Below are 26,587 nucleotides of genomic sequence, written 5' to 3'. Positions count from 1 at the left end.
ACTATGGGCGGTTGGGATGTTGATCGGCGCTGGGCTGGCCGAAAGGGTTATTGGCCATAGGGTCGGACTGGCGGCGTTCGGCACGGCCGCTGTCATGGGCGCGACCATGCTGTGGATCGGCCTTGCGCCGATCGGGCTGGCAATCGTTGCCGTCGCCTTCATCCTAGGCGGCGGCGCAAACAGCATCCACAACGTCGCTGTCCGAACCTTGTTCCAGTCGGAATGCCCGCCCGCCGATCATGGCAAGGTCGCCGCGATCTATGGTGCGGTGACACGCACCGCCGTAATCGGCGGCTATGTTGCTGGCGGCTGCTTTTTTGTGCCGAATGATGCGCCAACCGCCTATCTCGTGGGCGGCCTGCTGGGCGTTGTCGCGGGCTTAGTCGGATGGCGGATATTCAATCGTAGATGGAGCGCAGCACCAATCAAAGCATCGACGCGCCAAGATTGACCTGATTGTCGTGCCCATCCGCTAACGGCTATACCAATCAGGTGGCGTGATTGAGGCGCGGTGCGGAACGGACACGATAGCGACGCCCTAATGATGTAAGGCAGAAAATATATGACCTTTCAGTTTGATCCATCATTCGATGCAGAATCACTCCACATGCCGGGAGATTCTTTGATCGAATTAGACCAGATAGAGAGTTCATTAAGAATATTGCTGCCGTCTGAGCTTCGTGATTTATTTATTGAATTCGGATCAGCGATAGTTTTCAATAATGATGTTGAATTTCCTGCGGAAAAATGCGCCTATTCCGATGATTCAGGAAGAATTGGCGTTTCAGTTATATATGGCCCTGTTGACGGAAGCTTAGGAATAATTCGCATAAACGAACAATTATCCATGCAGATTCCAAAAACATCTGTGGTTTTTGCGGAAATCGGTCTGGGTAATATGCTGTTAATTGACAGAATTGATGGAAAGATATCCGTATGGCTGCACGATGAAGCTCTGCCTTCTAGGGCGATAACCCCCGTATACGACAGCTTTCATGACTTTATCGATGCACTGGTAGCCTTCGATCCTCCTCCCCTGCCCAGTTTAAAGGAATTGGGATTGGACTTGAAAGCGATGGGGATAGAAGAGGAGTAGCTAGAGGTTACGGTTCGGCGCTGACGGAAACCACACGATAACCGATAGCCTAACTATCTAAATTAACGTGGCTTTTCCTGCCTTCTGGCGGTCGCCAGCATCTCACGGCGAAGTATGGCGTTCATGCGGGCTTGGTAGCCCTTACCCTGCGATTTGAGCCAGGCGAGCACATCAGCATCAAGGCGTGCCGTCACCTGCTGCTTGATGGGCTTATAGAAGCGCCCACGCTGCCCGTTCCGCCAGAAATCCTCTGTCAGCGCCGGAGAGTCGCTATAGTCGATCCCGCTATCCGGCATCGCCTGCAGGGCATCCAGTTCGGCCTGTTGCGCTTCGGTCAACGGCGGCAGATTGTCCGGATCGAGTTGGAAACGGACGGTATCAGCGTCTTTCTTCTTCATAACGTCGCCTTTCCGTTCGATCGGCCTTTCGAGCCGAAATCCACATACTCGCCGTCATCGTCTTGCTCGACGACAGTGTGGGCCACGAGGAGGAGCAGATGCCCTTCCACGAGGCCCAAGGTTTGCCATCGTCGCTCGCCACCTTCGATCCGATCCTGATCGCTCAGCGCGAAAGGATCTGTGAACGCACGAGTAGCGATCGCAAAGCTGACGCCGTGCTTCTTCAGATTGCTCTCGGCTTTGGCCGGGTGCCAGGAGAAGCGCATGGATGGCATTACGGAAATATAATTATGTTTTTGTCGTTACGCAAGGCGCGGCGGTTTGAGCCATCCGGCCCGCGCGAGCGTATCTGCGAGGGTCGATCGGGGCACGTTGAACGTGCGGCTGATCGACGACTTGCTAGCGCCACCGGCAAGGGCGGCGGTGATCTGATCGAGCTTTTCCGCATCGATCGTTCGCGGGCGGCCACCGTAGCGCCCGCGCCGTCTGGCGGCCGCAAGGCCTGCCATGATGCGCTCGCGCGTCAATGCCCGTTCATGCTGGGCCAGCGCGCCGAACAGCGAAAACAGCAGCTCGCCATGCGGCGTTCCCGTGTCCATCTGCTCGGTCAATGACCGGAATGACACGTCACGCTCCCTGAGATCGGTCAGGATCGACAGCAAATGCGGCAGGGAGCGGCCGAGCCGATCCAGTTTCCACACGACCAGCGTATCGCCGGCTGCGAGATATTCGAGGCAGGCCCGCAGGCTCGCCCGGTCCTCGCGAGCGCCGGATGCCTTGTCGGAATAGAGATGCCGGCTATCGACGCCGGCTGCGATCAGCGCATCGCGCTGAAGATCGACCGATTGCCGGTCATCTGTGGAAGAGACGCGCATGTAGCCTATAAGCATGTCGGAAAACCCCTGATAGCTTGTTGTGGGACAGTCCTCCTTTCCGGCAGAGTTTATCGGACGCTACGGATTTTGGGCGTGCGTAGATTGCTGGAATTTCCGGGGGGATGCCTGCTAGCGGCGGAATGTGTCGTCGGGCGCATCAGGCGGGGCGCTTATCGTGTGATTTCCATTAGGTTAATCTGTTCGTGCAGCCGCTGCCGCAGCGGACCGTCTTCTGGCCGCGACGATCAATAACGGATTATCCGCCTGCTTACGCTGACCAAGTCGCATGCCCGTCGCCGAATTGATCCCGTGGCGGCTGCACACATCGCTGTCGCCATGCCCGCTTCCTGCTCCGCGCCTCTTCAATTTATCGTAGAAGCTTTTGATGTGTCTTATTAAAATCCTTGGCTTGCCGCTCTCGGTCAGACGATGATTGGACGGATTTCAGTTCACTTTCGTCCATATCTGCGATTTGCACATGATCCGCCCTGTCAGGCACCCCTTTCCCTCCATCCGCCGATCGTCGAGCGTGGTGATTGTTCCAGAGAAGGTTTGGCCGATGTCGGGTACAAAAACACTGCCGCGCCACACGCCCTTCTTTTCAGGAACAAAATCGCGAAACAGGATCAGACCTACCAGATCGTTTGTCCCGCCGCGCCGCGCATCCGCCTTGGCTTTGTCACTTGCCCAGACCACGACCCCGCACATTCTGCTTCCGCACGGCTGGGCTCGCACATGTACGCTGTCCTGCGGATTCTTCCACACTCCGAAAGAAGCGCGCTGTGCCTCGACGGACGCAGATGTTGCAAGTAGCAGCATGGCTGCCAATACGAAACTGAACCTCATCGCCATTCTTCCTCAAGGCCGGATCATCATTTGCGCGACATTTTCCGCGATCGCCATGGTAGGCGCGTTAGTGTTGCCCGACACGATCGACGGCATGATCGATGCATCGACCACGCGCAAACCGTCAATGCCACGTACACGGGCTGCCGGATCGACCACGGATGCCGAGTCACTGCCCATGCGGCATGTTCCTACCGGATGATAGATTGTTTCAGCGCGCGCGCGGATGTCGTCGATCAGAGCCTCGTCGGTCTGGACCGCGGGTCCCGGTCGCACCTCCTCGCGCAAGTGACGGGCGAGCGCCGGCGCATGAAGGAGCTTGCGGGCTAGCTTCGCGCCATTCAGCAAGACGCCCACATCATCGGGATGACTGAGATAATTGCCCTCTATGCGCGGATGAGCCGTGGGATCGGCGATCTTGAGCCCGATCCTGCCGCGGCTCTTCGGTAGAAGGTCGCAGACATGCACGGTCATTCCGTAGCCGAAGGCTGTCTTGCGGCCATGGTCACGCAGGATCGCCGGCAGGAAATGGAATTGAAGATTGGGCCGCTCCCGGCCGGCGTCGGATTTGAGGAAAGCGCCGCCCTCCGAGGCATTTGACGTCAATTCGCCTTCATGATGAAGGAAATAGCTCCATGCGCCGCGTATCGCACGAGGCAGGAAACTGGGCGCCACTCCAAATCCTTCGCGATCGGCCGTGGTTGCCACAGCCGTATAGTCGAGGTGATCGGCGAGATTGGCTCCGACTTCGGGCGCATCCAGAACGATCTCTATGCCATGCTGCCTGAGTTCGCTCGCCGGGCCGACGCCCGACAGCATCAGAATCTGCGGCGAATTGACCGCGCCAGCCGAAAGGATCACCTCTCCACCGGGGCGCAGCAGCAGGTCCCGGCCGCCGACGCGGACCCCGATGGCGCGACGGTCCTTGAACAGTATCCGTTCGACGAGGCCGTTCGTTTCGATGGCGAGATTCTTGCGCGAGCGAGCCGGATCGAGAAACGCTCGCGCCGTGCTGAACCGTTGCCCGTCTTTCTGGGTCACCTGATAGACACCAAAGCCTTCCTGGCTCACGCCATTGAAGTCGGGATTTCGCGGGTAGTGCAGTTCCACCCCAGCTTCGACGAAGTCTTCCGTAAGTGGGTTCACTCGCCCAAGATTGGAGACGCAAAGTGGCCCGGCATTGCCATGATGCTCGTCGTGGATAGCCTGATTGTTTTCGAGCGCGATAAAAAGCTCGCGCATGCGCGGCCAGTCCCAGTCAGCTCCGGCGGCCGCCCCCCAGCCCTCATAGTCCGCCCGATCGCCGCGAATGTAGACCATTGCATTGATCGAGTTGCTGCCACCCAGCGTCTTGCCGCGCGGCCAATAGAGCCGCCGGTTGTTAAGGTGAGGCTCGACTTCGGTCTCACAGTTCCAGTTCACCCATCCCGTGCGGGCAATGACGCTGACGCCAAGCGGCATGTGAATGAAGGGATTGCGATCGCGCGGCCCCGCCTCGATGAGGCAGACAGCTTTATCCGAATCAGCAGAAAGGCGGTTGGCCATGACGCAGCCGGCCGAGCCGCCGCCAATGATGATATAGTCGTACATGGATTTACCCCAGAAAGCGTTTGGCAAGTCGGATCAGACGCGCTGCCCGGCCCGAATAGGGAGGAAAGACGAGAGGCAGAGCGGAGAAGCGGTTCTGGAGAACGGCGCGCTCATGACTGAAAGTCCGGAACCCGTGATGGCCATGTGCCGCCCCGATCCCGGAATTGTTCACACCGCCGAACGGCAGATGATCGTGGACGTATTGGACGATGGTAAGGTTGACGCCTGCACTGCCGGAAGTCGTGGCCGCCAGGATATGATCCACTCTCGCCCGGTCACGATCGAACACATAAAGCGCCAGCGGCTTGGGTCTTGCGTTGATCCGACCGATCACGGTTTCAATGTCATCATAGGTCAGGACCGGCAGGACGGGACCGAATATCTCCTCATGGTCGATCGCCGCCTCGGGAGCGATCGCCTCCAGCACTGTGGGCGCCAGCGCCCTTCCCTGCCTTTCGCCGCCGACAATGATCCGCCCGCCCGTGGCCAGGGCATCCGCAATCAGGCCCCCCAGTCTGTCCGCATGGCGATCATTGACGATCCTTGCGAGATAGGGGCTCGTCATGCCCGAACCATAAGCGGCGGCGATCCGGCGGCGCAGCGCTTCCACGAACCGGTCGCGGATCGAAGCGTGGACGAACACATGATCGGGCGCGATGCAGGTTTGACCGGCATTGGAGAATTTGCCGAAGGCGATCCAACTGGCGGCCGTCTCTATGTCGGCATCCGGTCCCACGATCGTGGGCGACTTGCCACCCAGTTCCAGCGTAACGGAGGTCAGGTGGCGGGAGGCTGCCTGCATTACGACTTTCCCGACCTCGGGGCTGCCGGTGAAGAAGATATGATCGAAGGGCAGCGCGAGCAGGGCCTGAGACATCTCCTTCCCGCCGAGGGCGACGGTAACCAAGTCTGGCGGAAATGTGTCGGCGATCAGCCGCGCGATGACGCCCGAGGTAGCAGGTGTCATCTCCGAAGGCTTCAGGATAGCGCTGTTGCCGGCAGCAAGGCAGGAGACAAGCGGCCCCAGGCAGAGATTGAATGGGTAATTCCAGGGCGCGATGATAAGGCACACGCCGCGTGGCTGCGGCACGATCCGTCCGGCCGTGCCGAAACCGATCAATGTCGGTCCGACATGGACTGGCCGCATCCATCGGCGCAGATTACGACGGCTGTGGCGGATTTCCTGCATGACCGGAAGAATTTCCGTCAGAAACACTTCGGCCTCCGGCTTGCCGAAGTCGGTCGCCATGGCCTGGACGATCTCCCCTTCGAACTTTCGTATGGCAGCCGCGAGTCGCGCCAGCGCAGCGCGTCTTTCAGCAAGGCCAAAGCGCATCCGGCGCTCGTCCGACATTGCCTTTTGCGCGGTGAAGAGCATTTCCACCGGGCGGCCATCACAGGGTTCCTGCGAAATCGAATGGCTCTCTTCAATCATTTCATTATCGTCGAAAACATGACCTTCGCGCGAGTCTTACGAGCGCAAAAGCAATAGGGAACTACACGAGCATGTAGTATCGACCCGACATGGGCCTGGGAACCGAATGGACTCCAACGCTGCTTTCGCGACTGGCGGAAACGGCACTTCGCCGTGTGGAATTGACCGCGCGCGTCAGCCTGCTGCGCGCACCTTGCGGCTACGGCAAATCGGCGACGCTCGCGGCCGGTTGGAAGGAGGCGGCGGACACTGGTCGCCCGGCGCTTTGGGCAAGTCTTGCAAGCGACGACACAAAGAAGGGCACCCTGCGTCGCCTCGCCTTTCAGGCCGGAACCGCCGCGGACATCGAGTCCATTCTCCAATGGATATGGCATCAGGACAGGCCCGGGATTATTTGCCTCGATGATGTTCAGGAAGCGCCGCATCTCGAAACGCTGACAAGAGACATGATGGATGCTCTTCCCGATGATTGGCGAGCGGTCCTTGCAACCTCCGCCCCCTGGGGATTTGGCGTCCTCAACGCTGACTGGCAGGAAGTCGGCCCCGATGCCCTGGCCTGCCGCGCCCAGGATCTGAAGGAATTGATCCGGCTCCCTTCAGCCCTCGACCGGATCATATCGGACACACAGGGTTGGCCCGCATTGTGCCGCATCGCGGGCCGTGTATCCCACCGGATGCAGCCACTGCATTTATGGCCCGAGATCACCTGTTATCTCGATCAGATGGTGTTGGCACCCTTATCGCCCGCTCTGCGCACATGGCTGAAAAAGGCGGCATTAATCGCTCCCCTCGATGCCGAAAGCCACGATTTTGCCCTGCGCGTGCCGATTCCGATGAAGCCGCCCCTCGTTTCCGAGATGATTGCGCCCCTTCGTTCCGAGATGATGTCGCCCCCCCGGAGACAGGGCCGTGCTGGCTACGTCTGTTGTTATTTCGTTCGTGCCGGCCGTCAAGCCTCTGAAGGGGATTTGACCCGGCGCATGCTGTCACCGTCGAGGTCCAGGCGGTGGGCGTTGTGGACGAGCCTGTCGAGGATGGCGTCGGCATAGGTCGGATCGCCGATCACCTCGTGCCACGCCGCGATCGGCAGCTGGCTGGTGACCATCGTCGAGCGACGGCCATAACGCTCTTCTAGGATTTCGAGGAGGTCGTAGCGGGCATGAGCATCGAGTGGCTCAAGCCCCCAGTCATCAAGAATCAGGAGCTGAACGCTGCCGAGCTTGGCCAGGATGCGGGCGTAGCGTCCGTCGCCGCGTGCCAACGCCAGGCTGGCGAACAGCTTGGGCACCCGCTGATACAGCACCGAACGGTCGTCGCGGCAGGCCTTATGGCCTAGCGCGCAGGCCGCCATGATTTCCCGACGCCAGTCGGGCCGCAGATGACGAGATTGTCGCGAGCGGCGATCCAGTCACCAGCGACGAGCTTGAGGAACAGTCCCCGGTCGAGACCTCGATGGCTGCGATAATCGACATCCTCGGGGGTTGCCTGATGGCGCAGCTTGGCGAACCGCAGCCGGGCGGCCAGCTTGCGGTCGTGGCGGAAGCTCCATTCGCGGTCGAGCAGCAGCGCCAGCCATTCGGGATGGGTGAGCCGCTCGGCTTCGGCATTGGCGGCCAGTTCGTCGAACGCCCTGGCCATGCCAGCCAGCCCCATTGCGTTCAGCCGGTCGAGAGTGGGATGTTGAAGCATCATGATCTCCTTCAGTGATAGTAGCGGGAACCCCGGATATTCGGGTGGGTGATCGTCCGATCGTCGCGCGCCTGCCGGGGCGCGGGCGCCTGATCGAGCCGGTTGTCGAGGATCGATCGGACCGATCCATAGGTGCGTGCGCCGATATCGAGCGCCCGGCTGCACGCCGCTTCGACCCGTTCGCGGCCGAAGCCCTTCACCAGGCGCACGATGCCCAGGCAGGCCCGGAAGCCCTGCTCGGGATGCGGGCGATCGGTCAGGATTTTCTCGCACAGCAGGGCGGCACAGGGGCCGATCGCGGCCGCCTCGGTGGCGATGCGTTCGATCGTCCAGTCGGCGAAGCGCCGGTGCGATGACGGCATATGCTCGGATATCGTCGTGTGCCGGCCATTGCCGGAGCCGCGCATATGGGCGGCGATCCGTTCACCCTTGTGGAACAGTTCGATCGTACGCGCGGTGATCCGCGCCTCGACCGGCTCGCGCGCGAAGCGATACGGGACCGAGTAATAATGGCGCTCGATCTCGACATGATAATCGAGACCAGCGCGCCGCCGCCGCCATTCGGCGAAGACATAGGGTTCCAGCGGCAGAGCTTTCAGCGCAGGCCTGTCGATGGCCTCGAACAGCTGGCGCCGGGTCTGGCCCACGCGGCGCATGATACGGCGGTCATTGAGGTCGGCGAGCAGGTCGCCGATCGCGGCGTTGAGTTCGGTCAGGCTATAGAAGATCCGATGCCGAAGGCGCCCGAACAGCCAGCGCTCGACGATCAGCACGCAGGCCTCCACCTTGGCCTTGTCGCGTGGGCGGCGCGGACGGGTCGGCAGCACCGCGCTGTCGTAATGTGCCGCCATCTCGGCATAGCTGCGGTTGACCTGTGGATCGTAAAGGCAGGCCTTGATCACCGCGACCTTGGCATTGTCCGGCACGAACAGGGCAGGCGCGCCGCCGAAGGCTTCCAGCGCCCGCACGTGCGCCGCGATCCAGTCGGGCAGCGTCTCGGTCCAGCTCGCCTCGGCATAGGACAGGCTCGATGCACCCAACACCGCCACGAAGATGTGCGCGTCGCGGATTTCGCCGGTCAGCCGGTCGACCACGACAGCCACCTTGTCGCCCGCATAGTCGACGAACAGCTTCTCGCCGGCGGCGTGGGTCTGCCGCATCGTGACCGGCAGCTTCGCCGCCCAGCCACGATAGAGATCGCAGAACCGGCTGTAGCGATAACCTTCCGGATGCTGAGCGATATATTCGTCCCACACGATCTGCAGCGTCACATGCTTGCGCTTCAACTCGCGATGGATCGCTGCCCAGTCCGGTTCAGGGCAGCGGCGATGGCCGGTCTTGGTGCCAGCCGCGCGGTAAAGCGCCGCCTCCAGAACGGCATCGCTGACATCCGCGCCCAGCGGCCAAGCCAGACCCGCGACCGCTGCCCGCCTCAGCGTCTCGCGCACCGTCGAGGGCGCGGCGCCCACCCGATACGAAATCGCCTTGTGACCCAGCCCCTGCTCAAACCGGTACCGTAAAATCTCGCGAACCCGTCGCATACTCAATCGCTCCGCCGACATCGGCTCCCTCCCTCGGACAACCCAAAGGAAGCAAACCTAATCCCAGCAGCGGACCTTCATCGTCATCCCCGCCAAGGGGGCGACATCATCTCGGAATCAGGGGGCGAGTAATTCTCGGAACAGGGGGGCGGCATCATTTCGGAATGAGGGGGCGGCTTCCCTCGGAATCAGCACATTCTCCAGGGTGATCACCGTCGCCTTATCGCCGGCCGACTGTGCGGCTGCTGCATAGGCTTGCGCGGCTGAAGGCTCCAGCACGACGGAAGCGACCATGAATTGAGGCACGGCCAGAGGCAGCCATCCGATCGGATTTGCCTGACGGTAGCGGCCCGCCTGTGCGTCAGGAGCGCCCCCGAACAGGTTGACGAAGATCGGGCGGCCGCAAATATCCTTGTCGAACCCGTACAGGGTTCGCAGGTCGCCTGGGCCGTCGATGGCGACCGCGGCGGAAACCTTCAGTGGATCAGCGCCGCGGACCTCGCTGTCGGCAGGCAATCTGGGACGGGCCGCCAGCCACAGGGCAGCGTGGGCGCCGGCAGAATGTCCCACCGTCACCACATGCTTCAGGTCCAGAGGCTGGGTTCGTGCCAGCACCCTCAAGTGATCGAGCGCCGCTCCCCAATCCTGGAAGGTCCCAGGCCACCCGCCGCGGGTTTCACCAACCTGTCGATACTCTATATTCCATGTCGCCACGCCCTTGTCCGTCAAGGCGCTCGCCAACGGCGCCGTGCCTGCCAGTGTCTCATAGCCTTTGGTCCAGCAGCCACCGTGAATGACCATGACGACGGGAAACGGGCCAGGACCTGCAGGCAAGCGCAGTTCACCGATCTGCAGAGGATCAGGACCATAGGCCTCGACGAGCGTCGGAGCGGTGACGGGAAGGGCGTGGAGTTGGGGCGGTCCGATCAGCGCATGTTGGTTATCCGACGGCGTCTGCGCCCAAGCGGTGCTCGTGACAATCAAGACTGTAGCCAGGCCTAATGAACGGTATCGCATGATCTACCTCTTTCATGCATCTTCCCGCTCCGACGTTACCAGCCAGTTCGTCAAATGTGAGAAGACAGCAATTCGTCATTAGATAACATGGTTCGCTATATTCTTTTCGGAAACACCATTCCGTCATCGAGTGGGCAAAGCGATAGATGAAATCCCGTTTCTGGCGCAAAGCATATTGCGGCTATGCGCGATCACGGTAGCCTTGATCATGGAAGTGATACGTCAGGCGACCAAAGAGCTATCTAGATTTCATTGTCGTCGTGAATTGCGGTTTCAGAGGATCGTGGGTTTTATCTCACTTGGCTATCCATGCTTCGACCAGCTTGACCGCATCCTCTACTGTTTTGAGGTGGTGCCGGAAATTCGGACAGGGTGTTAAGCTGGTCCCGACCTGATGGATTGGTACGGGAATGAAGACGACGAGGAAGCGTTACAGCGCGGATTTCAAGGCGAAGGTGGCATTGGAGGCGATCCGGGGCGAGCTGACGCTGGCTGAACTGGCCACGAAGCACGGCGTGCACCACACGATGATCGCGTCGTGGAAGCGCCAGGCCATCGAGGGGATGGCGAACACCTTCTCCGGAGGCGGGGATGCGGCCAAGGCCGCCAGCGAGAGCGAGGTGGAAAAGCTGCATGCGAAGATCGGGCAACTGGTCGTGGAGCGGGATTTTTTAGCGAAAGCCTTCGGTCGATGAGCGTGGACCGGAGGCGGGCGATGGTCGAACCTGCTGACCATCGCCTATCGATCTCGGCACAGTGCCGCCTGCTGCGTATCAGCCGCTCGTCGTATTACTACGCGCCGGTGCCGGAAACGGACGAGACGCTGGCGCTGATGACGGTGATCGACGAGACGTTCATGGAGTGTCCATGGTACGGCAGCCGTCAGATGGCGCGACACCTTCGGCGCGCTGGCCATGAGGTTGGGCGGCGACGGGTGCGGCGCCTGATGGCGAAGATGGGCCTGTCGCCGATCTACCAGCGGCCGCGCACGAGCGATCCGCACCCGCAGCACCGGGTCTATCCATACCTGCTGCGCAAGCTGGCGATCGAGCGACCCAACCATGTCTGGTGCGCCGACGTGACGTACATCCCGATGCGCCGCGGCTTCCTTTACCTGGTGGCGATCATGGACTGGGCGAGCCGCAAGGTGCTGGCGTGGCGGCTGTCGAACACGATGGACGCGGGCTTCTGCGTCGCCGCCTTGGAAGAAGCCTTGGCCCGATTCGGCAAGCCCGAGATCTTCAACACTGACCAAGGCAGCCAGTTTACTTCGCTAGGCTTTACCAGCGTGCTGCGCGACGCCGAGATCCGCATCAGCATGGATGGCCGGGGGCGGTGGATGGACAACGTCTTCATCGAGCGGCTTTGGCGGTCTCTGAAGTACGAGTGTGTCTATCTCCATGCCTTCGAAACCGGCTCCGAGCTGCGGGCTGGCCTTGGCCGGTGGATCACCTATTACAACACCCAGCGCCCACACTCGGGCCTGGCCGGGAGAACCCCGCTCGAGGCCTATCGACGGATCGGGCAATCAGATCATGGGGGGCATGCCCCCCATGATCTGATGATCAAACAGGCGGCATGAACGACAACCGGGATTAGCTTAACTCAGCCGCCAAACTGTCCAAGAAGGCGGGACCACCTCAGTTTTGACCTCACCGGCGGCTTCATCCGGGATAGTGAGTCCGAATTCGTCTTCAAGCGCCATCACAACTTCCAGCACATCGAGACTATCCACGCCGATGTCATCGTAGAAAGACGAAGCAAGGGCAATCTGATCCGGATAGACGCCGAGCTGACGGCTAATGATCCTGAAAACTCGGGGAGCGATTTCTTCCATCACAAAGCCCTCGCGCGGACACTATCGGCTAGGAAACAGGGCAGATTCTCGTAAACTCAATCATCGCAGAGCAACGATATTGTCCTGCGGCCAGTAAATTCATCATGCCTTGCTGAGCATTTTCTCGGCGCTCGTTTTCACAAAATCCGAAATCTGTCCTGACATCATTTTGAGGAACAGCGGTACGCTGACGTCGCCGCGAATCTCGCTATCCTCAATGTCGAGTTGCACCGGGATATTCTGCCCCATCGCCCCGATGACCAAGTGTAGTGCGTAGTCCGATACCCACTCGGAACTGAGCGAACCGCCTCCCGGGATATGCGCTGCCAGCTTGGGCAGGCCGGCCTCGATCCTGCTCTTCGCTTCGATTTTACCAAGGCTGTGCGGGATAACGACTTCCATATCTTCTTTCCTGTTCAGGCCGCCCGATCGACGAGCAGCAAGGTCGATGTCGCGGAGGCATAGAGTTTGCCGGCCATGTCGATCAGACGCGCCTCGGTATGCGCCACCCTCTTGCCCATCGACACCACCTGGCCGATTGCACGGACCATCCCGACCCTGTCGGTCAAGGGCGCATGATAGGCGACCTTGAGTTCGAGCGTGACGCAGTTGATGGGCACTTGGGCCGCGGAGTTCGCCGCGATGCCGCAGGCCGAATCCAGCAGCGTCGCGGCATAGCCACCATGGGCGATGCCCATGAAATTGTAGGTCTGCGAGGTGGGCGTCGCGACAAAGACGACCTTCCCCTCCTCCGCCTCAAGCAGATCGATGTCGAACAGGTCCATCATGGGCGGCCGGGTGCCGGCCGCCATGAACTGTTCGATCTCTTCCAGACCGGTCATCGCTTACCTCAAAGCTTTTCGGTCAGTTCAGGAACGATCTTGAAGAGGTCGCCGACCAGGCCGATATCGGCGACCTGGAAGATGGGCGCGTCCTCATCCTTGTTGATCGCGATGATGGTCTTGCTATCCTTCATGCCAGCAAGGTGCTGAATCGCACCCGATATGCCGACGGCGACATAGACTTCCGGCGCCACGATCTTGCCGGTCTGGCCGACCTGAAAATCGTTGGGCGCATAGCCAGCATCGACCGCTGCGCGGCTTGCGCCCACACCCGCGCCCAGCTTGTCGGCCAGCGGATCGATCACGCCATGAAACTGCCCGGCCGAGCCCAGCGCTCGCCCGCCCGAGACGATGATTTTGGCCGAGGTGAGTTCCGGGCGCTCGGACTGGGCGATCTCGGCACCCACGAAGCTGGAAAGTCCCGCATCCGTGCCCGTCGCAGCCTCGATACTGGCCGAGCCACCCTCGCGGGCCGCCTTCTCGAAGGCTGTGCCACGCACCGTGATAACCTTCTTTGCATCAGACGACTGGACCGTCGCGATCGCATTTCCCGCGTAGATGGGACGCGTGAACGTGTCAGCGCTTTCCACCGACAGGATGTCGCTGACCTGCATCACATCAAGCAAGGCCGCCACGCGCGGCGCGATGTTCTTGCCATTCGAAGTGGAAGGCGCAACGAACGCGTCATAGCCGCGCATCAGGTCCGCGACGGCCGGCGCGACATTCTCGGGCAAAGCGTGTTTGAACGCCGCATCGTCGAACGTTACGACTTTGGCGACACCCGCGACCTTCGCAGCAGCCTCGGCCACGCCGCCGATGCCCGCACCGGCAACCAGCAGATGGACCTCACCAAGTTTGGCAGCGGCGGTGACGGCCGATAGCGTCGCATCCTTGACCGACGCATTGTCATGTTCAACCCAGACGAGCGTATTCATAACTTATTCTCCGAGAAATCCGCCCCCGCTTCATCTCTGTGCGCACAGGATGAAGCGGGGTGCGCCGTCACTTGCATGGGAGAGGTTCGGCAAGTTCGGCGCGTTTGAAAGTTTATCAAATCGCCATTTCCTTGAGCCTGGCGACCAATTCATCGACGTCGGCCACCTTGATGCCCGCCGAGCGCTTGGGGGGTTCGGTCACCTTGAGCGTCTTGAGGCGCGAGGCGATCTCAACACCGAGATCGGCCGGCGTCTTCGTCGCCAGCGGCTTGGATTTGGCCTTCATGATATTGGGCAGGCTCGCATAGCGCGGTTCGTTGAGACGCAGATCGGTCGTCACGATCGCCGGCAGTTTGAGGCTTACGGTCTCCAGACCGCCATCCACCTCACGGGTCACCGCGACAGTCTCGCCCGATACTTCGACCTTGCTGGCGAATGTGCCCTGCCCCCAACCGAGAAGGGCTGCCAGCATCTGGCCGGTCTGATTGGCATCATCGTCGATGGCCTGCTTGCCGAGGATCACCAGGCCCGGAGCCTCCTCGGTGGCGATGGCCTTCAGGATCTTGGCGACGGCGAGCGGCTCGACCTCATCGTCAGTCTGGACGAGGATCGCGCGGTCGGCCCCCATGGCGAGCGCGGTGCGCAGCGTTTCCTGCGCCTTGGCGACGCCGATCGACACCACCACGATTTCGGTCGCGACTCCCTTTTCCTTGAGGCGGATAGCCTCTTCGACGGCGATCTCGTCGAACGGGTTCATCGACATTTTCACGTTCGCCAAATCGACGCCCGTCCCATCCGCCTTCACGCGCGGTTTCACATTATAATCGATAACCCGCTTGACGGGCACAAGCACCTTCATGGATCAATCCTACTCTGATTGTAATGCCGCCTGATATTCGGCAATGAGTCTCTCACAGATGGATCGGGCCGGTTGGACGGCAGTGGTAGCGCCGACACCGTGGCCTGCCGACCAGATCGTCTTCCAGGCCTTGGCCTCCTCCGAAACCGAAAGCGCGCCATGTGGCTCAGGGAGAGTCGCGGCTTCCAGCGAGGGCCGGAGAAAATTGGCCCCGACGCCGGTGACCCGGTCCGTATAGACGATATCCGCTGGTCCGGCCCCGATCACCATGTCTTTCTGTGCCGGCGAGGCGAGACTCTCTTCCGACGCGATGAAGTGGGATCCGATATAGGCAAGATCGGCCCCCATCATCTGCGCGGCCGCGATCTGGTGGCCGCGCGTGATGGCGCCGGAAAGCGCCAGCGGCCCCTGGAAGAAGCGCCGTATCTCGTCAACCAGTGCGAACGGGCTCATCGTGCCGGCATGTCCCCCCGCGCCGGCAGCGACCGCGATCAGACCGTCGACGCCAGCTTCGAGCGCCTTTTCCGCATGACGCACGTTCGTCACGTCGTGAAAGACCAGCCCGCCATAGCCCTGAACCACCTGGACAAGATCCGCGATGGCGCCGAGCGAGGTGATGACCAATGGCACATGGTGCCGAACGATCAGTTCCAGATCGGCGTCGAGCCTCGGATTGCTCTTATGGACGATGAGGTTGACGCCGAAGGGCGCCGCTCCCGGCATGGGAGCCAGCCGCTCCTCGATTTCATCCAGCCATTCACCGAAACCTTGACTGGTGCGCTGGTTGAGCGCCGGGAAAGTACCAAGCAGTCCCGCCTCGCAGCAACTGACGACAAGGTCCGGTCCCGACACAAGGAACATCGGCGCAACGATGGCTGGAATGGCCAGCCGCTTTTCGAGGCTTGCCGGAAGCGTCAAAACACGTCGTCTTCCAGCGCCATCAGCGACTTCTTGCCCGCCTTGATCGCCAGGAAGCTGGCGGTCGCCTGAGGCAGGATACGCTCGAAGAAGAACGTCGCCGTCTTGATCTTGGCATCGTAGAAGCGCTTGTCCTCGCTGCCGAAGAAGAGCTGCAAGCCTGCGATCTTGGTCGCCTTGGCAAAGCAATAGCCCATGGCCACCAGGCCCATCAGACGCAGATAGTCCGCCGACGCCGCGCCCGCCTCTTCGGGATCCTTGAGCGCCCGCTGCGCGACCGTGGCCGTCGAAAGCTGCAGCGCCCCGAACGCCTTGGCGAGCGCCTCGATCATCGGCTTCATCGGTCCGTCGACGTTGTTTTCCTCGATGAAAGCCGACACCGGATGGAAGAAGCTGCGCAGATAGCGGCCCATATGGGCGCCGAGCTTGCGGCCGACGAGATCGAGCGCCTGAACGCCGTTCGTCCCCTCATAGATCATGGTGATCCGGGCATCACGGGCATATTGCTCGACGCCGCTTTCGCGGATGTAGCCGTGGCCGCCATAGCATTGGACAGCGAGGTTCGCACTGTCGAACGCAAGGTCGGTGAAGAGCGCTTTGACGACGGGGGTCATGAGCGCGATGAAGTCACTCGCACGCTGGCGCACTTCGGGTTCGGGAGAATGTTTTTCCGCGTCCAGCGCGCGCGAGACCCAGGCCGAGAGCGCCCGGCATCCCTCATTATAAGCCCGCATCGTCATCAACATGCGGCGAACATCGGGGTGAACGATGATCGGATCGGCTGCCTGATCGGGATATTTGGGTCCCGAGAGCGCCCGACCCTGAATACGATCTTTCGCATACCAGGCCGCCGCCTGATACGCCGCCTCGCCCACACCCAGGCCCTGGATGCCGACGGAGACACGCTCCGTGTTCATCATCGTGAACATGGCGGCCATGCCCTTGCCAGGCTCACCGACGATCCAGCCGATCGAATCATCGAAGTTCATCTGGCACGTCGCCGACGCCTTGAGACCCATCTTGTGCTCGATCGCGGCGCAGGCGACGCCGTTCGATTGACCGGGAGTACCGTCCTCCCTGGGCAGATATTTGGGGACGAGAAACAAGCTGATGCCCTTCACGCCCTTGGGGGCGTCGGGCAGGCGGGCGAGCACGAGATGGATGATATTCTCGGTCAGGTCATGCTCACCGGCGGAGATGAAGATCTTGGAGCCGGTGACCTTGTAGCTGCCATCGCCCTGCGGGACCGCGCGGCTGCGCAGGAGCCCGAGATCGGTACCGCAATGAGGCTCGGTCAGGCACATCGTGCCGGACCACTGGCCGCTCACCATCTTGGGCAGGTAGGCCTGCTTGAGCGCGTCACTGCCATGGCCCTCGATCGCAGTGGTGGCACCATGGGTGAGGCCCGGGTAGAGGCCGAAGGAGAGGTTGGACGAGCAGATCATCTCCTCGACCAGCTTGTTGACCGCTTCCGGCAGCCCCTGCCCACCCCATTCCGGATCGGATGCGAGCGCGGTCCAGCCACCTTCGGCGAACTGCTTATAGGCTTCGGGGAACCCCGCCGGCGTCCGCACGACGCCGTTTTCCAGATGACACCCCTCCTCGTCGCCCGACCGGTTGATCGGCAACAGGACGTCGCGACAGAAGCGCGCCGCCTCCTCGAGGATCGCATCGGTGAGATCCGGTGTGAACTCCGACAGCGCGGGAATATCCCCGAAGCCGTCATCGGCATGGAGTTCGTTGAGCACGAAGCGCATGTCGCGCAACGGGGCGTCATAGACTTGCATATTTATATCTCCTGACCGGTCGGCCATCCGGCCGCCGGCCGCCAATCAGTTACGCAGCGGCTTGCCGGTGACGAGCATCTGCTCGACGCGCGCCTGGGTCCGCGGGTCGCGCACCAGTTGCATGAAGGCCTTGCGCTCGAGCGCCAGCAGATCCTCTTCGGTCACGATGTCGATGAGATCCTTCTCGCCGCCCGTCAGGACGTCGGCGAGCGCGCCGGATACGACACCATCGTAAGATGTGGCGAGGCCACGGGCCTGGAAGCCTTCGACAGCCATCGAAAGAGCGGACTTGCCTCCCGCGCCAGGCAAGCGGAATTCCGGAGCCACAGGCGGTTTGTAACCGTCGGCCAGTTCCAGTGCCTTCGCCTTGGCGTCCGCCAGCAGACGGTCCCGGTTCATCGTAATGCCGTCCGAGGGACGCAGGAAGCCATGCTCCTTCGCCTCGGCGGCCGACTTTGCCACAGTGGCTGTCGATACCGTCTCGAAGACCTTGGCTACGGCCGGCATCGGCCCCTTGGGCATGCCGGGACTGGAGCGCCAGCGATCGATCATTTCACCGCATCCGCCCCAGCCAGGGATCAGACCCACGCCGCACTCGACCAGACCCACATAGCTTTCGGCATGGGCCTGCACGGCATCACTGTTGAGCAGGATCTCGCAACCACCGCCCAACGCCATGCCGGCCGGCGCGCTCACGACCGGGAACGGCGCATATTTGAGCGCCTTGTAGGCCTGCTGCCCGCCCGCGACGAGCTTTTCGATCTCGCCCCATGCCGCGATGTTCAGCGCGAACAGGGCAAGGCCGAGATTGGCGCCAGCAGAGAAATTGCTGCCCTCATTATAGACGACGAGCGCCTTGAACTTGTCCTGCACGACCGGGATCGCCTGACCGATCAGCTTCATCACATCGCCGTCGAGCGCGTTCATCTTGCCGGTGAACTCAAGGCAGGCAACGCCGTCGCCGACATCCCAGAGTGCCGCCGAGCCATTTTTGAGGATCGGCTGGCTATGAAGCTTGATGTCTTCCAGCAGCAGCACGCCCTCGGGCCGCACGACATCATGATAGTCGCCGGCGGCATCGAGATATTGCCGACGGCCGTCCTGCACCCGGTAGAATGGCCGATCTCCGGCTACCTTGAGGATCGCGGGAACATCCCGCCCCTCGGCCGCCAGCCGTTCGGCGAGCTTGCCCGGCCCGAGGCGATCGATCAGTTCGAACGGCCCGAACTTCCAGTTGTAGCCGAGCTTCATCGCGTCATCGATGCCGACGATGTTGTCCGCAGCTTCACCGACCAGACTCGCGGCATAGGAAAGAACCTTGCCGAGAATTTCCCAGGCATAGGCGCCGACCTTGCCGGGCGCAGCAACCAATGCTGCCAGGTCCTTCTCGGCCCGGCCCGGCAAGGAAGCCGGCTTCACCGATACGCGATATTCGCCGGTCGCGAGATCGAGCGCTTTCTTGGTCTTCGTCGCCTTGTCGAACGCGTAGAAACCGCCCTTGCCCTTCCGCCCGGTAAAGCCTTCCGCGATCATCCTGTCGACGAGCGGCATCGGCCTCACCGTGTCGAAATAGGCGTCACCTGCCGGCAGCGTCGAGGACAGGCTCTTCGTGAGCAGCGGCATGAGGTCGACGCCAACGAGATCGACAAGGCCGAAAATGCCGGTCTTGGGCACGCCCATCGGCTTTCCGCCGATCTGGTCGGCTTCCTCCACCGTCAGCCGCTGGTCCATCGCGGCATTGATCGCGACGGCCAGCCAGTAGGTACCGATGCGATTGGCGATGAAGCCCGGCGTGTCCCGCGCCGGCACGATGCGCTTGCCGAGCTTTCGATCGACGAAATCCGAGACGCGCCTCGCCACAGCCGTATCAGTGTCGGGGCCGGTCACGATTTCGATGAGCCGCATGTAGCGCGGCGGATTGAAGAAATGGGTGATCAGGAAGTCCTGTTTGAACTGATCGTCCCGCCCCTCGACCAGATGGCCAAGCGGAATCGTCGAGGTATTGGACGATACCGCCGTGCCCGGACGCTTGAGCTGCTCGAGCTTGGCGTAGAGCGCCTGCTTGATGTCGAGCCGTTCGACGATCGCCTCGACGATCCAGTCGCATTCGGCCACCCGCTCGAGATGGTCGTCGATATTGCCCGTTTCAACGAGCTTCGCCGCAGCCTTCGACATGAAGGGCGCCGGATCGGTCTTCAGCATCTTCGCGACCGCACCCTTCGCCACGGCGTCACGATCGCCGCCCTCCTTGGGCACGATATCGAGCAGCAGCACCGGCACGCCGGCATTGGCGACCTGCGCTGCGATGCCGGCGCCCATGACGCCTGCGCCGATCACGCAGACCTTTTTGATGGTTTCCGGCGGGGCGCCGACTGGCTTGATGGCCTGCTCGCTCATTCCGCCGCCTCCAGCACGGTGGCGATGCCCTGACCGCCGCCGATGCACTGGGTGGCAAGCGCATAGCTGCCGCCTTCGCGCTTCAGCAGAGCCGCGGCCTTGCCCACGATCCGCGCACCGGTCGCCCCCAGAGGGTGGCCTATCGCGATGGCGCCGCCGTCCAGATTGACCTTCGACTGGTCAAGCCCCAGGTCGCTGATGCAGGCCAGTGACTGGCTCGCAAAGGCTTCGTTGAGCTCGACAACGTCAAGCTGGTCCACACTGAGCCCCGCCCGCTGCAGCGCCTTGCGCGAGGCCTCGACCGGTCCGATGCCCATGATCTCCGGCTGGCAGCCAGAGACAGCAACCGACTTGATGCGGGCAAGGATCGGCAGTCCATGCGCGCGCGCATAATCCTCGCTCGTGACCAGGATTGCGCTTGCGCCATCGGTCAGCGGCGAGGACGTTCCCGCCGTTACCGTGCCGTCCTGGCTGAAGGCCGGCTTCAGCCCGGCGAGGGTTTCCGTCGTCGTGCCGGCACGCGGCGTGCCATCCTTGTCGACCACGCCCGCCTTGGTCGTGATCGGCACGATCTCGGCCTCGAGCTTGCCGGCCGCGATAGCCGCGGCCGCCTTGTCCTGACTGGCGACCGCAAAGGCTTCCTGCTGGGCACGGGTGATCTGATATTTGGTCGCGACATTCTCCGCCGTGTCGCCCATGCCCATATAGGCGGCGCTCTTCTTCGCGAGCTCGGGGTTCGGCAGCGGATTGAACCCCATCATCGGCACGCGGCTCATCGACTCCACGCCCGCGCAGATGAAGGCCTCGCCGGCGCCAAGCTGAATCTGGCCCGCAGCGATGTGGACCGAGCTCATCGACGATCCGCAGAAGCGATTAACGGTCATGCCGCCGACAGAGAGCGGCAGGTCGGCGAGAAGACCGATAAGGCGCGCGATGTTGAAGCCCTGCTCGCCTTCAGGAAAAGCGCAGCCCAGCACGATATCCTCGATATCTTCGGCCTTCACGCCGGTCTGCTGAATCAGTCCGCGAATGACCTGAGCGGCCAGATCGTCAGGGCGGACGCGCGCCAGCGCGCCCTTGCCTGCCAGGTGAAAGGGGGACCGGGCATAGCCCGCAACAACCACATTACGCATCGATGATAGCCTCTCCAGGGAATCGGACATCTGATTACCTAATGGTGCGTGAAATGACGTTTACGTCAACTAAAATCTTTGGCACTCTTCTCACGCCGTCGAGGGAATCGTCATGCACCGGTTCCCGGGAGGCTTGATATCGGAGGTCTTGGCGGAGGAACGTACGGATGCTCGCCAGTGAAAAACCGCGCACTCTCATCCCGGCGATGATGCTCGCGCCCGTCTTATCGACGGCTGCGCCTCTCCCCAAGCGCCACTGCACCTGTTTTCGAAGGCGCACACATGCGATTTTCTGAGCATCCCCTCCGGCGTCAGATCGTCGGCGAAATGCATCTGCGCCGTTTTCCTGCACTCGAATTGCCCGCCATGGCATTTCAGACGGTTCGCCTGGTCGATGAGAATGACCGGGAGAAGGAATGGCTGATCCTGGAGCAGCGATGTGCCTCTGGACTCGATCGCAACCTGCGCCACCTGGAAACGGAGTGGTCCGCCAACGGGCGGCTGGCCTGGGAAAGGCACAGTGAAGCGGTCACCACGACGCTAACGTCAACCTCGGTCAGCGCGGACGCGCAGTTCTGGTCTGCTCCCGACGTCGGCCCCTTCAGTGATACCTTGCAGTGGATGGAAACGCTGCCGGGCCTGGTCATCCGCGCAACCCACATCGTCGTTGTGGCGAACGATAGCTACGCCGAGCCGGTTGTCGATCGGGCCGACTTCCATCCGGGCCATCTCGTCTCCTGCATCATCGGGGATAGCGTCCGGATCTGGAGCGACTTTCGCATTCACGCCGGCGGCTACGGGCGCCTGGTCGTTGCCGCGAACGGGGCGGCTGACGGCGAAGTGTCGCGTTCCATCCAGCGCATTCAGGAACTGGGCAATTATCGCAATCTTTCCTTGCTTGAAGGCACGCACAGATCAATAGCTTGACGGCGTCACACACGAACACGCCCGAACCCTGACGACGGGGCCAGCAGCGCCTGACCCCTCCAATTCGCACACAACCTAATAGGCATTTTGATGACGCATTGAGCTATTGACTTACCTATATGTCATCGAGATGGTTATGGGACGCTGATTTGCCGCATATTGGCTCCAGACGTGAAACAGACGGTCGCCTGAAGGCGCGCGGAGAGGAACAATGTCGATCATTCTGACACTACTGGCTTCGAGCACTGCATTGCCCGCCGACACCGTTGTCGGTCGCTGGCAAACCGAGAGCCGTCATGGCGTCGTGGAAATCACCCGCTGCGGGCAATCGATCTGCGGTGCCTTGATCAGTTCCGACGGGATCAAAGCCAACCCCGAACTACGTGACGAAAAGAACAAGACCGCTGCGTTGCGCGGTCGTCCGCTTCGTGGATTGCAGATTCTGCAGGGTTTTACGTGGAAGTCGGGCAGTTGGTCGGGTGGTTCCATCTACAACGCTGAGGATGGCGGTACATACAGCGCGACGGTCACGTTAGCCGATCGGGATCATTTGCGCCTCAAGGGCTGCATCGTCTGGCCCCTGTGCAAGACGCAGACATGGACGCGCCTCCGATAAGCACGAGGAATTTGACAATCACGAAAGGGGAGATGGGCGTGGCAGGCAAAAATTGGAAAGTTGGGATCGCAACATCGGCCGTGGCGGCTGGATTGCTCGCGCCGCAAGCCGCGAGCGCGCAGGCCTTTTACCTTCAGGAACAATCGTCCAGAGGTGCCGGACGAGCCTTTTCGGGCGAGGTCGCCGACCAGGGCGTACAGTCCCTCTGGTGGAATCCGGCTGCGATCGCAGGCATGGAAGGAGTCGATGCCCACCAGGCCGTAAGCGTAATCCTTCCCAAAGGGTCGGTTGACAATGTCAACACGCTCATTGTCCGTCCCGGGCAGTCGGCTGCGGCTGTAGGCGGGAGCCAACGCTCTCGTGATCCGATCAATAATGGCGTACTACCCTCCGGCGCGATAGCCGTCGGCCTGACATCACGGCTCGCTTTGGGGCTGACCGTCGCCTCCCCTTATAGCTTCACAACCAATTATGATGCCGACAGCTGGGCACGGTATAGCGCCGACAAGACCAAGCTGCGAACATACGACATCCAGCCATCGATCGCCTACCTCGTTACGCCAAATCTCAGCATCGGCGCCGCGCTTAATATCGAATATGCCGACGCATCATTGTCCAACTATCTGCCGAACCTATCGCCTCTTCTCGCCGACGGCCACCAGGAGCTGAAAGGCAATGGTTGGGATCTTGGCTGGTCGGCCGGGCTGCAATATCGCGCCGGCCCCATGCAACTGGGCGCCAGCTACAAGTCGAGCGTGAAGCATAATCTCGACGGTTCGGTGACGACGACCGGTCTTCTTGGTCCGCTCGCCGGGCAAAACAGCGTAGTGAATGCAAACGCCACGTTCGAGACCCCCTGGCAGGCGATCTTCGGAGCGCGCGTGGCGGTGTCGCCCAAGGTCACCCTCAACGGTCAGGTGACCCGCATGGGTTGGTCGAAATTCGACGCTATCCGGCTCGGCGCGCCGCTCAACGTTTCAATCCCGGAAAATTACCGGGACACTTGGAGCTTCGCAGGCGGCATCGATTACGCGGTCACACCAGCCTGGACCGTTCGTGCCGGCGTTCAACACGCCCAGACCCCGACGCGCAACGGCAATCGGGACGCTCGAGTGCCTGACAGCAACCGTTGGAATTTCGCTGCCGGCACAAGCTATGCCGTGTCTTCCCGGTTCACGCTCGATGCGGGCGCAGCGTATATTACGTTCAAGGATACGACTATTGATCGCACGACAGCGGCCTATGCCGGCACGGCCGTGCAGACGCCGATCCTGATGGACGGCAAGCTCGAGGACGCGCACGCCGTCGTGCTGTCGCTCGGCGGACGTTTCCACTTCTGATGCTGGAGATCGCCATGCCCCAGCCCGCCATCAGCGCCTTCCCGTCGATACCGGAACCGGCAATTCCGCCACGGCTCCTGACCGACCTCCTCGACAATGCGTTGAACCTTTATCCCGAACGCGTCGCCATCGACTTTCTCGGGCGAACCTGGACTTATGCGCAGGTGGGGCAACTCGTTCGCCGTGCAGCACGTGGATTGCAGGATCAGGGGCTGCGCAAGGGCGATCGGTTCGGCCTGTGCCTGCCGAACTGCCCCTATTTCGCGATATTGTACTTCGCGGCGCTGCGCGTGGGTGCGATCGTGGTCAACTTCAACCCGCTCTACACGGAGCGCGAACTGGAGCATCAGATCCGGGACTCGGGAACGCGCATGATGGCGGTACCGGACGTCCGGATAATCCACGAGAAAGTGCAAGCCGTCGCGCCACGTGCCGGGCTGGACAAGATCGTGTTGTGCGGCATGAGGGATATGCTGCCCTGGCTGCAAGGCCTGGGCTTTGCGCTATTCAAGCGAAAAGACCACGCGCGGATACTCGACGAAGGCCTTCATGTCCGGCTCAAGGCGCTTCTCGCCCATGATGCCGAACCTGACGCGGTAGAACGTCACCCTGATGATGTCGCGGTCCTTCAATATACCGGAGGCACAACCGGCGTGCCCAAGGGCGCAATGCTGACCCACGCCAACCTCACGGCGAACAGCGCCCAGATGGTGGTGCATGTGGGAGGACTTCGCCCGCAGCAGGAGAGAACTCTCGGCGTCCTGCCCATGTTTCACGTCTTCGCACTCACGACGGTGCTCAACTTCTCAGTCGAAATCGGCGCCGAAATCGTCCTGCTGCCACGGTTTGAGATGAAGCAGGTTCTCAACACGATGAAGCGCAAGCCGCCGACACAGTTCTTCGGCGTGCCTACGATCTATGTTGCCCTGAACGCGCTTCCGGACGACGAGATACCCGATCTCTCGGCCGTGCGCGCCTGTATATCCGGCGGCGCACCGCTCCCGCTCGAGGTACGCGAGGAGTTCGAGGCACGCACGCGTGCCAGGGTCGTGGAAGGATATGGGCTCTCCGAAACCGCCCCGATCATCGCCTGCAACCCGTTGTTTGGGACGGTGAAGGACAATAGCTGCGGCCCAAGTTTCCCCGGCACCATCATCGAGATCCGAGATCCGGAGAATCCCTCGCGGGTTCTTCCCCAGGGAGAACGCGGAGAAGTGTGCGCCCGCGGCCCTCAGGTGATGAAGGGCTATTGGCAGCGCCCTGCAGAAACCAGTGCTGTCTTCGTCGATGGCGCGCTACGAACCGGCGATATCGGCTATTTTGATGAGCATGGCTATCTCTTCCTCGTCGACCGCATCAAGGACATCATCTTCTGTGGCGGATATAATGTATATCCCCGGATCATCGAGGATGCGGCCTACCAGCACCCGGCGGTAAAGGAGGCGATCGCAATCGCGATTCCTGACGCCTACAGAGGTCAATCTCCCAAGTTGTTCATCGCGCTGCACGAGGGATCGAACCTGACCGTCGATGAACTCAAGGTCTTTCTGCAGGATCGCCTCAGCAAGATCGAGATGCCCAAGGCCTTCGCATTCCGGGACAGCCTGCCCAAGACGTTGATCGGCAAACTTTCGAAGAAGGATTTGATCGAGGAGGAGAACAAAAAGCTCGCCTGAGCCTCTATCCCCTGTCAAGCTACGAGGCTTATGCGCTTGAGTGGTAGGGTAGCCGTGATTGGAGGACAGGGAGTGGATGGCATGGGGAACTCGCTCCACCTCGCCGAGGACGATGAAACGCTTAAGGACGCGGATCGCGACAACCCCACGCACAAGGGGAGAACCCGCGCAAAGGATGCGGATTTACAAGTGTACGGCATCCAGGATGTCGCTCAGGAACTCGGACTGACACTTCGCACGCTACGCTTCTACGAAAAGGAGGGGCTTATCGCCCCTCAACGGGTAGGCAGTACCCGGGCATATTCCAGGCGTGAGATCGGACGCATACAGCTGATTTTGCGCGGCAAACGCCTTGGCTTCTCCATCAAGGAAATCAAGGAGTTTCTCGATCTCTACGATGCCGATCCCGAGCATAAGGAGCAAATGGAGCGATTGATTGCCCGCATCCGGGAAAGGTTGGTCGACTTGAAGACGCAGCGCTCTGCGCTCGACCTGACAATCGACGAGCTTACAACCATCGAAGTGGAAGCGATGGCAAAGTTGCAGCGATAATTTGGTCATCCCATTCTCTAACCGAGCGGTAACGCTTGATCGCGGCGCCCCCGATCCAATCAAGCCGTCAAGCGACGAGCGCCGCGCCGATCGCTAAGGCCGCCCCAGAACCGCGCCATGATCATCCAGGCGATGCCCGACGCGGTCATCGCCCCGCCGACCTGCCATGGCTCGAGGCCAAGCACGCGCGCGATGGGGCCCGCGAGCGCCACGAACGACATCATCGCCATCGAGCAGACGAAGGTCTCGAACATCAGTGGCTTCATGCTGAAAGCGCCTGA

Annotated in this window: 25 protein-coding genes and 3 pseudogenes; 9 read left to right on the top strand and 19 right to left on the bottom strand. The window is 61.3% G+C overall.

The window, feature by feature from the left end; translation table 11 throughout:
• Window positions 1-16 precede the first annotated feature (16 nt).
• Together ACGGKE_RS17470 and ACGGKE_RS17465 are read left to right on the top strand one after the other, a co-directional pair.
• Window positions 17-451: a hypothetical protein gene (locus tag ACGGKE_RS17470; RefSeq protein WP_232313827.1), complete on the top strand. Its 435-nt coding sequence runs from the start codon at window positions 17-19 to the stop codon at window positions 449-451.
• A 111-nt stretch (window positions 452-562) separates the two neighbouring features.
• Entirely contained in the window at window positions 563-1,096 is a 534-nt protein-coding gene (locus ACGGKE_RS17465; RefSeq protein ID WP_084439161.1) for an SMI1/KNR4 family protein, read from the top strand.
• Between the two features lie 62 nt (window positions 1,097-1,158).
• On the opposite strand, the gene ACGGKE_RS17460 is transcribed toward ACGGKE_RS17465, so the two are convergent.
• From ACGGKE_RS17460 to ACGGKE_RS17435, 6 genes and pseudogenes are all read right to left on the bottom strand, one after another.
• Window positions 1,159-1,494 carry a BrnA antitoxin family protein gene (locus tag ACGGKE_RS17460; RefSeq protein ID WP_004206995.1) on the bottom strand — a complete coding sequence of 112 codons (336 nt, stop codon included), beginning with the start codon at window positions 1,492-1,494 and terminating at the stop codon, window positions 1,159-1,161.
• A pseudogene (locus ACGGKE_RS17455) lies at window positions 1,475-1,769 on the bottom strand (BrnT family toxin). The gene ACGGKE_RS17460 and the pseudogene ACGGKE_RS17455 overlap by 20 nt, the downstream one beginning before the upstream one ends.
• A 27-nt stretch (window positions 1,770-1,796) precedes the next feature.
• The gene (locus ACGGKE_RS17450) at window positions 1,797-2,384 is read right to left on the bottom strand and encodes a recombinase family protein (protein WP_394443242.1); all 588 of its coding nucleotides are present in this window, start codon (window positions 2,382-2,384) and stop codon (window positions 1,797-1,799) included.
• A gap of 429 nt (window positions 2,385-2,813) precedes the next feature.
• Window positions 2,814-3,215, bottom strand: a complete 402-nt coding sequence (locus tag ACGGKE_RS17445) for a DUF2147 domain-containing protein (protein ID WP_066861607.1) — start codon at window positions 3,213-3,215, stop codon at window positions 2,814-2,816.
• A 12-nt stretch (window positions 3,216-3,227) separates the two neighbouring features.
• Window positions 3,228-4,805: a GMC family oxidoreductase gene (locus ACGGKE_RS17440; RefSeq protein WP_066861536.1), complete on the bottom strand. Its 1,578-nt coding sequence runs from the start codon at window positions 4,803-4,805 to the stop codon at window positions 3,228-3,230.
• 4 nt (window positions 4,806-4,809) lie between these two features.
• Window positions 4,810-6,183 (bottom strand): aldehyde dehydrogenase family protein, encoded by a 1,374-nt coding sequence (locus ACGGKE_RS17435; protein ID WP_277788685.1) that lies wholly within the window; start codon window positions 6,181-6,183, stop codon window positions 4,810-4,812.
• Window positions 6,184-6,329: 146 nt separating this feature from the next.
• Between ACGGKE_RS17435 and ACGGKE_RS17430 the strand changes: the two genes are divergently transcribed.
• Window positions 6,330-7,289: a hypothetical protein gene (locus ACGGKE_RS17430; RefSeq protein WP_394443238.1), complete on the top strand. Its 960-nt coding sequence runs from the start codon at window positions 6,330-6,332 to the stop codon at window positions 7,287-7,289.
• On the opposite strand, the pseudogene istB reads toward ACGGKE_RS17430, so the two are convergent.
• The 3 genes and pseudogenes from istB to ACGGKE_RS17415 all read right to left on the bottom strand — a co-directional run bounded on the left by istB (window position 7,190) and on the right by ACGGKE_RS17415 (window position 10,487).
• Window positions 7,190-7,929: pseudogene (istB, locus tag ACGGKE_RS17425) on the bottom strand (IS21-like element helper ATPase IstB). The gene ACGGKE_RS17430 and the pseudogene istB overlap by 100 nt on opposite strands.
• 11 nt (window positions 7,930-7,940) lie before the next feature.
• A complete protein-coding gene (gene istA, locus ACGGKE_RS17420) occupies window positions 7,941-9,470 on the bottom strand; it encodes an IS21 family transposase (RefSeq protein ID WP_084439160.1) in 1,530 nt (509 codons plus the stop codon).
• A 117-nt stretch (window positions 9,471-9,587) separates the two neighbouring features.
• Window positions 9,588-10,487: an alpha/beta hydrolase family protein gene (locus tag ACGGKE_RS17415; RefSeq protein WP_394443236.1), complete on the bottom strand. Its 900-nt coding sequence runs from the start codon at window positions 10,485-10,487 to the stop codon at window positions 9,588-9,590.
• A gap of 410 nt (window positions 10,488-10,897) precedes the next feature.
• Between ACGGKE_RS17415 and ACGGKE_RS17410 the strand changes: the two genes are divergently transcribed.
• Window positions 10,898-12,069, top strand: a protein-coding gene (locus ACGGKE_RS17410; protein WP_394438958.1) for an IS3 family transposase whose coding sequence is annotated in 2 segments (ribosomal slippage) — window positions 10,898-11,162 and window positions 11,162-12,069 — 1,173 coding nt in all. Because the reading frame shifts where the segments join, the coding sequence is not laid out codon by codon here.
• 18 nt (window positions 12,070-12,087) lie between these two features.
• On the opposite strand, the gene acpP is transcribed toward ACGGKE_RS17410, so the two are convergent.
• The 9 genes from acpP to ACGGKE_RS17365 form a co-directional block, all read right to left on the bottom strand.
• Complete coding sequence (acpP, locus tag ACGGKE_RS17405; RefSeq protein ID WP_394443234.1) at window positions 12,088-12,324, bottom strand: acyl carrier protein; 237 nt, start codon at window positions 12,322-12,324, stop codon at window positions 12,088-12,090.
• 102 nt (window positions 12,325-12,426) lie between these two features.
• Complete coding sequence (locus tag ACGGKE_RS17400) at window positions 12,427-12,726, bottom strand: polyhydroxyalkanoic acid system family protein (RefSeq protein WP_004206980.1); 300 nt, start codon at window positions 12,724-12,726, stop codon at window positions 12,427-12,429.
• Window positions 12,727-12,740: 14 nt separating this feature from the next.
• Window positions 12,741-13,166 (bottom strand): PaaI family thioesterase, encoded by a 426-nt coding sequence (locus tag ACGGKE_RS17395; protein WP_004206979.1) that lies wholly within the window; start codon window positions 13,164-13,166, stop codon window positions 12,741-12,743.
• Window positions 13,167-13,174: 8 nt separating this feature from the next.
• A complete protein-coding gene (locus ACGGKE_RS17390; protein ID WP_004206978.1) occupies window positions 13,175-14,101 on the bottom strand; it encodes an electron transfer flavoprotein subunit alpha/FixB family protein in 927 nt (308 codons plus the stop codon).
• Between the two features lie 115 nt (window positions 14,102-14,216).
• Window positions 14,217-14,960 (bottom strand): electron transfer flavoprotein subunit beta/FixA family protein, encoded by a 744-nt coding sequence (locus tag ACGGKE_RS17385; RefSeq protein WP_004206977.1) that lies wholly within the window; start codon window positions 14,958-14,960, stop codon window positions 14,217-14,219.
• Window positions 14,961-14,969: 9 nt separating this feature from the next.
• On the bottom strand, window positions 14,970-15,878 hold the full coding sequence (locus tag ACGGKE_RS17380) for a nitronate monooxygenase family protein (RefSeq protein WP_017503706.1): 909 nt from the start codon (window positions 15,876-15,878) through the stop codon (window positions 14,970-14,972).
• On the bottom strand, window positions 15,875-17,665 hold the full coding sequence (locus tag ACGGKE_RS17375; protein WP_017503705.1) for an acyl-CoA dehydrogenase C-terminal domain-containing protein: 1,791 nt from the start codon (window positions 17,663-17,665) through the stop codon (window positions 15,875-15,877). Before ACGGKE_RS17375 ends, ACGGKE_RS17380 begins: the two co-directional genes overlap by 4 nt.
• Before the next feature lie 45 nt (window positions 17,666-17,710).
• Window positions 17,711-20,062, bottom strand: a complete 2,352-nt coding sequence (locus tag ACGGKE_RS17370) for a 3-hydroxyacyl-CoA dehydrogenase NAD-binding domain-containing protein (protein ID WP_394443229.1) — start codon at window positions 20,060-20,062, stop codon at window positions 17,711-17,713.
• Window positions 20,059-21,195, bottom strand: a complete 1,137-nt coding sequence (locus tag ACGGKE_RS17365; protein WP_004206969.1) for a thiolase family protein — start codon at window positions 21,193-21,195, stop codon at window positions 20,059-20,061. Before ACGGKE_RS17365 ends, ACGGKE_RS17370 begins: the two co-directional genes overlap by 4 nt.
• Before the next feature lie 282 nt (window positions 21,196-21,477).
• Between ACGGKE_RS17365 and ACGGKE_RS17360 the strand changes: the two genes are divergently transcribed.
• The 5 genes from ACGGKE_RS17360 to ACGGKE_RS17340 all read left to right on the top strand — a co-directional run bounded on the left by ACGGKE_RS17360 (window position 21,478) and on the right by ACGGKE_RS17340 (window position 26,306).
• Complete coding sequence (locus ACGGKE_RS17360) at window positions 21,478-22,122, top strand: DUF3422 family protein (protein WP_004206967.1); 645 nt, start codon at window positions 21,478-21,480, stop codon at window positions 22,120-22,122.
• Between the two features lie 211 nt (window positions 22,123-22,333).
• Entirely contained in the window at window positions 22,334-22,738 is a 405-nt protein-coding gene (locus ACGGKE_RS17355) for a DUF2147 domain-containing protein (protein WP_026109759.1), read from the top strand.
• 32 nt (window positions 22,739-22,770) lie between these two features.
• Window positions 22,771-24,078, top strand: coding sequence for an OmpP1/FadL family transporter (locus ACGGKE_RS17350; protein WP_036526777.1), 1,308 nt, complete (start codon window positions 22,771-22,773; stop codon window positions 24,076-24,078).
• Complete coding sequence (locus ACGGKE_RS17345) at window positions 24,078-25,754, top strand: long-chain fatty acid--CoA ligase (RefSeq protein WP_376747075.1); 1,677 nt, start codon at window positions 24,078-24,080, stop codon at window positions 25,752-25,754. The genes ACGGKE_RS17350 and ACGGKE_RS17345 overlap by 1 nt, the downstream gene beginning before the upstream one ends.
• Window positions 25,755-25,835: 81 nt before the next feature.
• The gene (locus ACGGKE_RS17340) at window positions 25,836-26,306 is read left to right on the top strand and encodes a MerR family DNA-binding transcriptional regulator (RefSeq protein ID WP_017503287.1); all 471 of its coding nucleotides are present in this window, start codon (window positions 25,836-25,838) and stop codon (window positions 26,304-26,306) included.
• Between the two features lie 68 nt (window positions 26,307-26,374).
• On the opposite strand, the pseudogene ACGGKE_RS17335 reads toward ACGGKE_RS17340, so the two are convergent.
• Window positions 26,375-26,572 (bottom strand): annotated as a pseudogene (locus ACGGKE_RS17335) (hypothetical protein); the annotation flags it as partial.
• Window positions 26,573-26,587: the final 15 nt, after the last annotated feature.

It is taken from the genome of Sphingobium naphthae (assembly GCF_043589935.1).
In the GTDB taxonomy this organism is placed as follows: domain Bacteria; phylum Pseudomonadota; class Alphaproteobacteria; order Sphingomonadales; family Sphingomonadaceae; genus Sphingobium; species Sphingobium naphthae_A.
Note: the sequence above shows the minus strand (reverse complement) of the source record. Positions and strands in the feature narration are given on the sequence as shown.